This is a genomic window from uncultured Mucilaginibacter sp., from assembly GCF_903913935.1.
GTDB lineage: Bacteria > Bacteroidota > Bacteroidia > Sphingobacteriales > Sphingobacteriaceae > Mucilaginibacter.
The window spans coordinates 1-12715 of the sequence record NZ_CAIWNH010000113.1 but is presented as its reverse complement, the minus strand read 5'-3'; the positions used below and the strand labels follow the sequence as shown (position 1 = coordinate 12715).

Here is a 12715-nt window from a genome sequence, read left to right as displayed (position 1 = left end):
TATCACTACATATCGCCGGAAAGGGATGTGTAAATGTTTTAACCGTACACGGCCATTTGCAATCTTGCAAATTCCAATAGTTGGTTGCCGGAACAACATTCCGAAGCCTTTTAAAAATGAATGGATCATCTTTAACCCACTGCTCAAATTCATCAGGCTGCACCTGCCCCATTGTTTTTCTATCAATGACCGCCACGCCAAGTTCATTCAATTGATGAAGGCTGGTCGTCGAATTTAAAATGTCCCGCTGCGAGGGCACCCGCCAGAACAATTCTCCGGCGAAATAATTTAACCAAATCACATCTTCGTTGTTCAGACCGAAACCCTGGTCAACCGCTTTAATCTTGTTAAGGATGCGAGCGAACCGAGATTCATTTTCACTATAGATCTTCTCCAAATAATCATCTGCCCAACCATCAGCTGGAGCGAAGTTGTCATCTGGTATGAAAAAGTGACTTGCGGGCGAAAAAAACTTGCCGCCACCTTTGAACCGCTCATCTGCGACTTTATAAATCAGAAACTTTCCCTGGTCGTTAGTAAAACCCTTGAGGTAAAATTCCGGAATATAGTGATGCTTTGCCATTATCGATCAATAAATAAAATTAAAAAAGTGCGGGTATTCAGCAAAATCGATGTAGCTACATTTAACAGGCCTCACCGGCGCAGGTGAAATAATTAATTCAATTCATTCACTTAAAATAGACATTCCGTGAGGCTTGATCAGGTTGTTCCGGACGCTTTGGAGCACCGATTTATGTGGTTGAACGGACAGAATCGGACCCGTAGTCCACCCCTATCACAAATTTATCGCTAATCATATTGGTCTATAATACGTGTAATTAAAAAAAATCTCTACTATTATTCCTGATGATCTACTTCAAAAAAACCAAATCATTTATTGTACCTTGATACAATTAATTATTTAAGATCAAAAAGCAAAGCTGTTAATCCTTGTGCATACCAGCGTGCTATGTAATCATTAGGGTGTAGCGGATTTGCAATGCAATCCTTTGCCTTCTTTTTATGATAAATGACATCGCTTATTTCAGTCATGTTCAGGTTCACAGCTCCCAAAGTTTCCAGCTGCTTCAAAACGTGACTATAACCTACCATGTTAGTTAAATACCAGACTTTATTTTTATCGCTATCCAGCACATAGTCGGGATCAAATTTCATGTTCGATAATAATATAAACTCCACTTTAGGGCACTTGGCTTTTACCTTTTGCATGATGGTTTGTATATAGCCTTTGAACTGATCAGGCTTGTATCGCCAAAAATCGTTCATGCCAAAATCCAATATCACCAGGTCGGGTTTTAACGCGCTAATGTATTCATCGGCATACTGCGCACCCCAATCCACCACCGAACCGGGCAAACCCGCATTATAAAGCTGGATATCTTTGTAGCGGTAATCTTTTTTCAATTGCTCCGTAAATAGCGACACATAAGTAGGCATATACGGCGGCACATCATCATAACCGCTAACATCCATGCCCCTTGTAATACTCATGCCATAAGCGGCTATCTTTAACGGCTGTTTAGCCCTAAGTTTGGCAATTGTACGCGGCATCCTATTACCTTTATACTGAGGAATGGGACCGCTCCATTTATCATTGTGAATATAAGTAACCACCACCCACTGCGATTGTGTATTGTACCATGCCAGGTCGGTTTTCCTGTCGAACGAGGTATCAGCCTTAAAGGGCATTGATGAACCTTCTAATCTTTCAATTACATTGCCATCTACTTTATAATCAACACCGGATTTATAGGTAGTATATAGGTCAAATTTTTTGACTGATAATATTTTTGAGGGCATGTACAGCAGTTTGCCAATGGCAGGTTTACCGCCGGCCGAATAAAGCAATACGGTTTCATTGTAAACGGTATCGCCTTTCCAAAACGGGCGCATGTATTGATCAAGATTACAGGTTGGCGCGCGATACACTTTTGGGGCGCCAACGTTGTTTTGGATGTCGAAATCATCTACATAAACATTGCCTTTGTTTTGCGCATCGGTGGCTATGCCAATTTCCATGTAGGCGGTAAAGGGCGGGGCCAGCGTATAATTACCGGTTTGGTCGTAGGTTATCTTTTTGAGCGCGCCGCTTTTGTATTCCAGCAGTTGCTTGTGCTGCGCGTTAAAAAACCGGACGAATGAATATGCTTTGGTTAATGTATCGCTTACTTTAACATAGCCCGTAAATTGTATAACAGCCAGCGGAACAGTAGGCACATGCTGTGATAGCACCGCATATCCCGGCCCCATTTTAACGCAGCTTTTACCGTTGCGGGCGTTACTATTGTCAATGCTTATGTTTTTGCCGGATGTTTGCCAGCCGGAAAAACCATTCTCAAACCCTACATTGGTTTGGGCGTGTAAATTTGTTGCCAATAATGCCGATACAGCAACAACAGCTATAATTTTTCCGATGTTCATATTCTCACAGTTATTTAACCGGGTTATTGATCATTACCCCGCCATTGGTAACCTTTAGCGGCAGCCAGATATAGGTCGATTTTTCGAGATCAGTTTTATTCCATATATCGGCCATAAATAAAAAGCCTTTGCCTTTTATCCATTGTACATAAGTGCTTTGGGCGCTGAATGTACTGTCGGCACCAGGGCCTGTGCAGGGGTTACCATATTCTTTCCAGGTGCCAAGCATTTTATCGGCCACGGCATAAGTAGCCGCGTTTGGCGACCAGCCGGTGCACGATGAGCTTATCAAATAATATTTGCCATTGCTTTTAAATACAGCCGGTGCCTCGCGTCTGCGGTTTACCAGTGTAGGCACATGGGTTTTTGTCGGCGATAAATAATCATCGCTTAATAAACATATATCCATAGTATTATTATTGTCCGATGAAAATACAAGATAGGCTTTGCCGTCATCATCCTTAAATACGGTCATATCCCGTGCCATATTCCCGTTTGGCTTAACGCTTCGGATATATTTGTATGGCCCAACAGGGCTATCGCTCACCGCCACGCCCGCCTGCGAGTAGGAATAATCTTTTTTATCCACGTGCATCCACATTACAAATTTGCGGGTTTTGGCATTGTAGATCACTTTGGGGCGTTCGATCACCCTGCCTGTATCAAGGTCGCCATCAGGTTGGCCTTTTACGGGCGACAGCGCTACACCTTCATATTTCCAGTGCTGAAAATCTTTTGATGAGTAGCATGAAACGCCGCCTGCGGGTACGCGGTAATCCTCCCAGTCCTGGTTAGGCACGCGCCAGGTATTTCCCTTTTTTATTTCGCCGAATAAATAATAGGTGCCATTATAATATAACACACCTGCGCCATGCGCATTTATGACGTGGCCTTTAGTGTCGAGCCAATTTTTGGGTGTTTGGGCCGACGAACTGAAGCTTGCTAAACAGGCAAAACAAAGGGCGATAAAAAATATTCTTCTCATAAAATAATTATTTTGTTTCTTCAAGCACCGCCAAACCCCAAGGCTCAAGTAATATTTTTCCATCTTTTTCAACTTTATTACCGTTTATCAGGTTGGTTGCGGTATTGTGGGGATAGGCTATTTCTTTGGCTTCGCCGGAATAATTAAAGTAATAATGGACGGCTTTATGGTATTGGTTCACGCCGCTTTTTACAATTATAGGGAAGCTTAATTGCTGATCGTCGTTACTTAGACCTGCATCTTTTACCTCATCCAGTAATAGCTTTTGCATCATGGCTTTTGATGGCAATGCGCCAAAATATAGCACAGAGCCTTTGCCATAATTATTTTTGGTGATGGCGGCATATTTGCCCCAATACGAATGATCGTACCAGGCGAGTACTTTGCAGGTTTCGGGGGTAAGTAGCTCGGCCCAGTCTGATACATAGTTATCAGCCGCGCCTAATTTGTAAGGGTCATCCTTTAACGGCAGCTTATCGATATTGGTAAATTGCTGGTAGCTGAACCCACAGGCATCGCGCAACAAACCGGGCATCCTTGTACTGCGTACCTGGTTGTATTCATTGCTAAAACCGCTTTTAAAGGCGTAGACAATATGGCCGCCATTTTTTACATAACTATTTAGGTGCTGTAATAAACTATCGGAAGCGTTGTACAAAGGCGGTACAATGAGCAGGCTGTATTGTTCGATATTAGTGCTCTCCGGCGATACCATATCGCATTCTACATTATCATTATACAAAGCATCATACATATCGCGCAGCACATCGTTATAATTTATTCGGTCACTTATCGGGAACCAGTTGATAGCCGTTAGCGATTCATTGCTGATAAGCAGGGCTACCTTGTTTGTCTTTTTCAGGTTGATGAGGTGGCTGCCTATTTTATTGAACTCTGCGGCTGTTTTCTTTACTTCGTAGTAGGTTGGGTTGGGTTCATAATCATGGCTCAGGATTCCCTTCCAATAAGTTTCAACACTGTTATGTATCGACGACCAGTGCCAATACTCCACCATATCCGCCCCTGATGCCAAATGACTGTAAGCCTGTAGCCTTAGCTGACCGGGATAAGGAAGTTCCTGGTTACCTGCCATGCTTTGCGCTTGTGTTTCCATAACCAGGTAATTATTTTGTTTCATGGAGCGGGTTATGTCGCCGCCATAGGCTATTTCCCGGCCGGTAAGCCTGTCGGCGGTGGGGTGATAAATATCTATGCCTGCAACGTCAAAAGCTTTTGCAGCAGCAAAAAGGTCTACGTCCTGCTGCACACCAAAGGAATAACCGCGCCAGTCGAGATCAAAATTTTGGGTAACGAATTGGTCAGGGCGTTTATATTTTTTAATAATAGCAACCTGCCAGGCCAGGTAATCCGTTACCACTTTCCGCTGGAACTTTGAAAACTCAGCACCTACACTGGCGTTTATATTGCCGGCTACAGGCGGAAAATCGGCCCAGTTATTCACCGTATTGCTCCAATAATTTAATCCGAATGCGGCATTTAGCTTATCAACCGTAACAAACTTTGCTTTCAGATAATCCACAAACTCCGTGTTAATGGTCGGCCCAACATTGCCATAAGATTTTGTTTCGTTATCAGCCTGAAAACCAATCACTGCCGGGTTATCCTTTACGTGCTCCACCAATTTGCTGATGATCCTTTCGGCATAAAACCTGAACGTGGTATCTACAATATCCATGTTTTGCCTTGCGCCATATTTATTTTGGCCGTTGGTTGTAGTAGCCAATACTTCGGGATGTTCTTTTGCCAGCCAGTTGGGTACGGCGTAGGTTGGCGTACCTACAATAACTTTTATACCTGCCTTATTCATGGCATTCAAAACGCGGTCGAGTTTGGAGAAATCAAACTGCCCGTCCTGCGGTTCCCACAACGCCCAGGTGGATTCGGCTATGCGCACTACATTTATACCGCAGTCCTGCATCATTTGCACATCCTTATCGAGCCGTTCTGTAGGGTTATATTCGTAGTAATAAGCAGCGCCATACAATATCTTATCCAGCTTTAACTGGGCAAACAAAGCGTTACCGGCAAACATGAAAGAAATTAAAACGAGCGCCTTTTTCATTGTTTATTGTTAATGCTTAATATGGCTTTATACTCAGGTACAAACCTTATGCTTTGTATGGCCGATACGCCTTCATCCGTTTTTGCGGGGGCTATATCGAAATATATTTTATCAATGTTTTTCCAGGGCTGTATCTCCAGCTGCAGATCGCGGCACTCCAGTTGACTACCGTCGCGTTTCAGGTTCATCACCCATTCGGTATTATTATTCAGGTCGTCGGCTATCAATTTATTGTTTGAACGGACAGATATCCTGTCGCCTTTGTACTTTACAGCAAGGTACAGGTTATTCAACCCATCCAGGTAATCGCAAGGTACCGGAACTGTCCATTCCTTTACACCTTGCATGGCTGCATTTGCGGCTATATTGTGCGCAGTAGTCATCTGCGGTTTTCCTAAACCAAGCGGGAACACGGGTTTAGTGCCATACGTAGCCGGGTAATAATACAAATCGGTACTTAACCATGAGGTATCGGATGAAAATTCGGTACGATTGGTATTGAAATATTCTATTACCACTTTGGCGGCAAATGCCTTATCGCCTTTCACATAAGGGAAATCAGCCAGTAAAACATTGTCGCCTTTATTTACATAGCCCGTTATATCAATCACATTAAGCACGCCCGGCGTTATTGGTTGATTTACCCACTTCTCATTTACCCTGAAACGGCAATCCGACTCCGGGTAAACGATCAGCTTGGCCGATTTAACATTCGCCGGATCATCCGAGCTAAACTCTTTTTGGAATTCCTTATGGTAAAGCAATGTACTCGGGTCGATGGATTTTACCCCCGTTACCAGCCAGTCGGCATCAGCTAAAGGGCTTTTTGGTTTTAAGGTGCATGGGATATTTTTTGGGGTGAATTTAATAAAGTATGTATTGAATACGCCATACGGCTTACCCGAAGCAAAATTGCTTTCATTGGAGGTGATATAAGTTCCGGCGTTGGCCAGCATTTTAACCTGAATATTGGCGACGGTATCGGCGGCATGCAGTTCATTATCCTTCATATATAAACCTGCACGTGAAATGAAGAATGATTTTTTACCGGCCACGCCAGTCAATATCCAGGCTTCCCTGCCCTCCCGCTTTGAAAGCACGATCAATTTCTGCTCTTTGCCATTACTTTTGGTGATTGAAATAACACAATCGGTGCCGGGCTTTAAGTCAGTTACCAAATAACGTCCATCATTTTTTGCTACATTCCCATTTGCCGAAGTTACATTTTGAATATCCGACGCATCCAAACAAACTTCCGGGTATTTAGCGGCATCTTCTATAAATATCCATTGCGATAGGTCATCAGTTTTAAATAATGGCTGGGCAGTGGCATAAATCAATTTCGTGCCGTCCATATCCAAATTCAACGGCCAGATGAAGAGGCTGCTATCGGGGATATTTACCGGTTTGGATGGAAACGAGATGGTTTCATCTTTCAATTTAACTTTGAAACTCACCTGCTTCTTTTCTGATACCCGGTTATTACGGCAATAGTTTATGCCGAACAGGAAGCCGCTGTTATCCTTAGCCCTTACTGAATATTGCAGTTCTTCATCAGTTTTGGGCTCAAATACGGGTTCCATTGGCGCCAGTTGCGGGCCAAATTCGTTTAAGAAATAGTCAAACTTCTTCACTTCCCAGTACGATGGCGCCAGCAAGCCATTCTCTTTTATAGCTGCCTGGAAATCGTAGGATATTGGCGATAATTCGCTCCACGAACCTGTTTCGTCCTTGTCTTCCTGGTTAGTACTGTATATGCCCAACGGGTTTGAGCCACCCGCGAAAATATAGTAACCCAATAAATTACCACCAGAGCCTATCCGTGCCTGTATCATCCCCAAGCCATCTATCCTGCCCAATACCGGCCTGCGCTGTATAGAATTGAATATACCCACGCCCATTTCAACCGTAAAATAGGGGTCGAGGCTATAATCATAGCCGTCCTTGCTTTTTACCTGCGCGTTACCAATAGTAGTATCGCCCCTAAACGAGCTGAAATGGTAGTTATCGCAACCTGTTATGCGGTTAATATCAGGGTCCCATGATTCATCGGGATAACCTCCCCACATGGGTATCACTTCATTCTTCGGCACAGAGCCATCACCCCAGCCGGTAACGGTATATAACGGCACATCAATACCGTATTTCAGGGCGGTTTGCTTTAGCCACATAATGTAAGGCTCGCCTTGTTTGCCGTGCCAGTACTCATTCTCTAACTGTACACCTACTATCGGGCCGCCATCTTTGTACATCAGGCCCTTTAATTGCAAGCCAATTTGTTTAAAATAACGGTCGACATATTGGTCATAAACCGGGTCAAGTGAGCGGTCGTTCAAATACTTTTTGCGCAGTAACCAGTCGGGTGTGCCGCCATTGCGGGCCTCGCCGTGCGCCCAGGGGCCAATACGCGGGTAAACCAATACACCAAGCTTTTGGCAAAGTTTTACAAAGCTACGCAGGTCCTTATTGCCCTGCCAGTCGAACTGTCCCTCAATTTCCTCGTGGTGGTTCCAGAACACATAGGTAGCGATGATATTTACGCCACAAGCTTTCATTTTTAATATTTCATCTTCCCAACGGTCCTGCGCCATGCGCGAAAATTGCAGCTCGCCCATTACGGGTATTTGTGGTACACCATTAAGGGTTAGATAGCGGCTATTAACCTGCAATTGCTTACCAGCCGGGCCGGGATTTCCCATTTTAAAGTAGCCCGACTTAACATCAGGCGAAACTTTGGATGCATCGATGGAGTATATTTTTTGTGCGTTTGCGTGGATAGCCAGCAGGGACAGTATAGTGAGTATAAAGCCGGAACGTTTCATTAAACAGGTTTAAAATTATATTAAATATACAGGTTAATTATGCCGATGCGTAACTAACCGCATAAACATCCGCCACAAGCTTAAGTTCGTCTTTCTCATCGGTACTGCACTTTATCAATATCGGTTTTTCCGGGTCAAACGAGCCTTTCTTCACCTCGCCTGCCGCCCATGACAGGCCGCTCCATATTACTTTATTATACTCAATATGCAGCGGTATCTCCTCATCATCCTGCCAGGCGCTGATGTGTATTACATCGCTCACCTTTTTACCATCCGGCGGCGAGCCGGGCCATGAGCGGTGCGGGTAACCATAAGCGTCTAACTGCTGCATAATAACACGTACATTCTTCCCGGCCGCAACATTTACTTTTCCTTCTACCACGTTTTTGCCTGTTGAGGTAAATGTCGTTTCTATTTTATCAATAGCTGTGGGGATGTTTATGGTTTCATCAACACCTATATCATATTTATTATCGGCATAACCATCGAAGCCTACTACTACTAATTGCTCTGCTCCTATGGTTAGTTTATTGCCTTTTGCAGTTGGTTTAAAACCACCATCGGCATATAATATTTTCGAGCGCATACTGCTTACGGGCAGTTCTATAGTAACTATGCTTTGAGATGGATTTACTATCGTACAAACGGAGCCGGTCAATCCTGCTGACTTAAAGCCATATGCCTTGCCCTTACCGGGGATAGAACCGAAAGTAACCGCCTTATCCAGTCGTTGCAAAGGATGATACAACGACTGCACTTTGGCGAACCATTTTGCATCTTCATCGCTCAGCAATTCCAAATTACCGTGGAAAACATTCATCCAGCCGCCGCGGGCAAATTCCAGTATGGCCATGCCTTTCCAGCAATGTAGGGCACGATAGTAGCAGGTACCCGTTTTGCCTATCATAAACGCGCAGTTGTCGATGCGCCGTATCGGCATCCCATAAGCATGATAAGCGCTAACCTGGTGGTCGGAATAATTATCCTGTGAACGCCAGATATTCATCATGGGCACATCCGAAAAACGTGGATCGCCGCAATACAACGTATCGAATGTATCGAGCCAGCGCGGGTCTATCTTGGGTGTATCATTAAATGGCGTGTAAGTATTTTCCATGTTGCCGCCAAAGCCATTATAGCCGGTTATCACAACATCCGGGTTATGTTTGCGGAAGTTTTGTAGCATATTCATAAAAGCCACTTTATTCTTTTCTATAACCTGCTCTTTGGTGTACTTATCCTTCATAGCGGGTGTTACCGCTTCAAAATAGGCAAAGTCGAATTTGAACAGGCGCACACCTTTATCGTACCATATTTGCAGCGTACCGGCCAAATGGTTCAAGTAGCCGCCATCAAACAGGCACATAATATTGGGGTCGGTGCCTAATGAATTTTTCCATTCATCAATTACCTCCAAAAAACGGCCGTCGTGCGTGGCTATAAGATTTGTGGAGAACCACATACCCGGCTTAATATTGTGCTTTTTGCAGCCTGTCAGCCAGTTGCCGGGGCCATTTGGCCAATGCTTTTTGTTCCAGGTACGATAGCCGCCCCACAGTTCAAACCAAAAGGCATCCATTACGTAATAATCGAACTCAAAGCCTTGTTTCTTCAGGCGTACCATCTGCGCCAGTTCGTTCATAGCCAGTTCTTCGGTTTGGGGTACATTGTCCGAAAGCTCGTCATACGCCGACCAGTTGTTGTACACAAATACCGGTTTTGCAGGGCCGTATAGTTTTAATTCTCCCGCCTCCAGCGGTTTACTCCATGCGCGTACAAAAGGGTGCATAGCAATACCTAACCCAATTGCACCGGCCATAAAATCCCTGCGTTTCATATTTTTATTTTAGTTAGATGGTAATTGTAATAGTTTGAGTTTGGCCCTTAACTTCGGATCGGCTAACTCATAATGGCTTTTTATAAAAGCCGGTATTTGCGAAGCCGATGTTATATGCGCCATTCCGGGCGACTTAAACTTAGGGAAGATGTTTAAGCCGGTTATTTTACCGTCCTTCATCTCCTTCCCGGTTTTGGTTGCCCAGGCTTTTAACTCTTTTGTTCCATCAATATTAAACCCGCTTTTTATGCTCCACCAATCGTTGCCGGTATATTCGCTAAGATTGAGCGAATCGCGGCCTATAATAAGGTTATCAGCTGCCACAAATATGTTATCGTGGTAATGGAAATCCTGGTTTGCGTTCGGATTGGCAAAGCTTAGCGCCGCGCGTTTTGAGTTGTAGATGATATTGCTATAAAAATCACAATCGTAAAACTGTTTAGGGTCGTATGAACTGTTCCAAACATAGATGCCTGCCTGCGCAGGCGATACAGTACCATCGTTCTCACCTATATTATATCGCACGATGTTATGATGCCACGGTCCGGCGCCTGCATACTGGAACAGGCAATAGCCTGCCCCCTGGTTGCCATAGGATACGCAATACTGTATGATAGAATTAGTAACCCCACCATCAAAATCGAACCCGCCCCCGTCATCGGCATGGGCATGGGTTTTGTTCTCATAGGCCAGGCAATGTTGAATAATTACATTATCAGCTTCATAGGCCCATATGCCAACTGGGCCGTTGCCTATCCGCGGCATGTCCCAGCCGTTGTTGTTTGCCGTGCAACCGTCAATAAGTATATTTTTGCAGAAACCGGCTACTATGCCGTTCCCGCTGTGATTATCTAATTCAGTAGGGTCGCCGGGGTTATTCTCTGCGCGGCAGTTGATGAGTTTAACATCGCTTACATTTTTATGTCCGTAGGTGCCCAACAGCGAAATGCCTGCATAACCATTATCATGCGCATTAATATTTTTTGCGATTACGAACGAGGAAATGTAAACGGATAATCCAGCTTTTTGAAACCCGCTTATATCCACATTATTTATGCTAATATGGTCGCTGTAAGCAACATCAAGGCCGGGTTTATGGTTGCCGGTTTTTCGGCCTGCTCCTTTTAATATTAAATTACTTACTGATATATAAGCCGTTTTAAACAGGCTTATGGCTGAAATGCTATCAGCATTAATTATTGCCCTCCCGTTACCGTATGAGCGGATACTAATAGGATGAAGCTTATTCCCTTTAATACCTTCAGCTATTTTTAACTCGCCGTTGAAGGTTTGGCCCGCCTTAAAATTGATGGCATCGCTGGGGTTAAGATGAATGCTGCTTATCTTTTGTATGGTTTTAAAAGGAGATGTTTTTGTACCTGTATTATTGTCGTTCCCGGTGGTATCTAAGTAGTAAGAATGGGGTACGGCTTTTTGGGCAAAGCTTTTTATACTTATTGATACGGCGATCAGAACAGCACAACAAAAAAACTTAGCGTTTTTAATGTTCATTTTATATGGATGTATTAAAAGAGTGATGATGACCTTGGCAGTTATCATCACTCCTGGTATTATATATTAATTATAACCCGGGTTTTGTTTCAAATGCGGGTCCAATATTATTTCTTGTTGTGGGATCGGGAAGTATTCGTTCTTATTTTTTGTAAACGAAGCACTGCTTAAAACGCTGCCAACGTTGCGAGTTTTTTCCGTTTGCAGGAAAGAATTCAAATAAGTATCAGCAATTCCCCAGCGCACAAGGTCAAAGAATCGATGACCTTCCATCCCAAACTCCAGCCTTCTTTCATAACGCACTGCATTACGGGCAAAGTTTTGGTCAGCAAATGCAGTATATAACCCGATCTTATAGTTTGCCGATGGCGAACCGCTTGTATTATCAATTGGTACCTGGCTACCTGATAATGCCCTTTGCCTTACCATATTCACATAAGTACGGGCCTGATCAAGTGAACCTACTTCAACTTCAGCTTCTGCAGCCCACAATAATACATCGGCATAGCGAATAATATTGTAGTTAACGGCACTGTTGCCCACATAGTAATATTCAGATATTATACCACCAAAACCAACACCTTGCTCGGCACTTGTAAACATATTTTTTATGTTAAGGTAAGGCCCACCAAACGATTGGTCCGCTACCCAATCCTGGCCGGCATCAACACCCCAGTCAAGGTAAGGCACCCCACGGCGGCCTACTGTCCAGTCAAGGCGTGGGTCAACATTGCCCTGGTAAGGAACGAATGCTGTGGCCGATGGTATGCCATCATCATTTTTCATATTATCAGTGTTCGACAGGTCATTACCGCCTGCATCCATTAAAGGCAATCCATTAGCATCGGTTTTGAAGGCATTTACCAAACTAAATGATGGCTGTTTCCAATAACCATAGGTTACATCGGCAAAGCTGCCATAACCTACCGGCGATACACCTGTTTCGCCCAAATTCGAGTTATTAGGCAAACTGGAATCATCAACTGAAAAGTTTATCTGTAAAACCGATTCTGAGTTATTCTCCGTACCCACAT

At 44.0% G+C, this 12715-nt stretch carries 8 protein-coding genes; all 8 read right to left on the bottom strand.

All coding sequences use genetic code 11. The annotated features are described in order from the left end of the window. The coding region (locus QZY09_RS04310) for a DUF4238 domain-containing protein (protein WP_295668589.1) at positions 1-583 on the bottom strand (583 nt) is incomplete at its 3' end. A gap of 335 nt (positions 584-918) precedes the next feature. Then, positions 919-2442 (bottom strand): SGNH/GDSL hydrolase family protein, encoded by a 1524-nt coding sequence (locus QZY09_RS04305; RefSeq protein WP_295668586.1) that lies wholly within the window; start codon positions 2440-2442, stop codon positions 919-921. A 10-nt stretch (positions 2443-2452) separates the two neighbouring features. Next, positions 2453-3427, bottom strand: coding sequence for a glycoside hydrolase family 43 protein (locus QZY09_RS04300; RefSeq protein WP_295668582.1), 975 nt, complete (start codon positions 3425-3427; stop codon positions 2453-2455). A gap of 7 nt (positions 3428-3434) precedes the next feature. Then, positions 3435-5510: a beta-galactosidase gene (locus tag QZY09_RS04295; protein ID WP_295668578.1), complete on the bottom strand. Its 2076-nt coding sequence runs from the start codon at positions 5508-5510 to the stop codon at positions 3435-3437. After that, entirely contained in the window at positions 5507-8332 is a 2826-nt protein-coding gene (locus QZY09_RS04290) for a beta-galactosidase (RefSeq protein WP_295668575.1), read from the bottom strand. The genes QZY09_RS04295 and QZY09_RS04290 overlap by 4 nt, the downstream gene beginning before the upstream one ends. A 37-nt stretch (positions 8333-8369) precedes the next feature. Next, positions 8370-10169 (bottom strand): hypothetical protein, encoded by a 1800-nt coding sequence (locus QZY09_RS04285; protein ID WP_295668572.1) that lies wholly within the window; start codon positions 10167-10169, stop codon positions 8370-8372. Between the two features lie 9 nt (positions 10170-10178). Further along, positions 10179-11681: a right-handed parallel beta-helix repeat-containing protein gene (locus QZY09_RS04280; RefSeq protein WP_295668569.1), complete on the bottom strand. Its 1503-nt coding sequence runs from the start codon at positions 11679-11681 to the stop codon at positions 10179-10181. A gap of 66 nt (positions 11682-11747) precedes the next feature. Further along, positions 11748-12715, bottom strand: a 968-nt coding sequence (locus tag QZY09_RS04275; protein ID WP_295668567.1) for a RagB/SusD family nutrient uptake outer membrane protein, incomplete at its 5' end; no start/stop codon positions are given.

Bases quoted from the DNA above. Each gene is read 5' to 3' on its own strand.
- QZY09_RS04290 (WP_295668575.1), bottom strand. From the start codon at position 8,332: ATGAAACGTTCCGGCTTTATACTCACTATACTGTCCCTGCTGGCTATC.
- QZY09_RS04280 (WP_295668569.1), bottom strand. From the start codon at position 11,681: ATGAACATTAAAAACGCTAAGTTTTTTTGTTGTGCTGTTCTGATCGCC.
- QZY09_RS04305 (WP_295668586.1), bottom strand. From the start codon at position 2,442: ATGAACATCGGAAAAATTATAGCTGTTGTTGCTGTATCGGCATTATTG.
- QZY09_RS04295 (WP_295668578.1), bottom strand. From the start codon at position 5,510: ATGAAAAAGGCGCTCGTTTTAATTTCTTTCATGTTTGCCGGTAACGCT.
- QZY09_RS04300 (WP_295668582.1), bottom strand. From the start codon at position 3,427: ATGAGAAGAATATTTTTTATCGCCCTTTGTTTTGCCTGTTTAGCAAGC.
- QZY09_RS04285 (WP_295668572.1), bottom strand. From the start codon at position 10,169: ATGAAACGCAGGGATTTTATGGCCGGTGCAATTGGGTTAGGTATTGCT.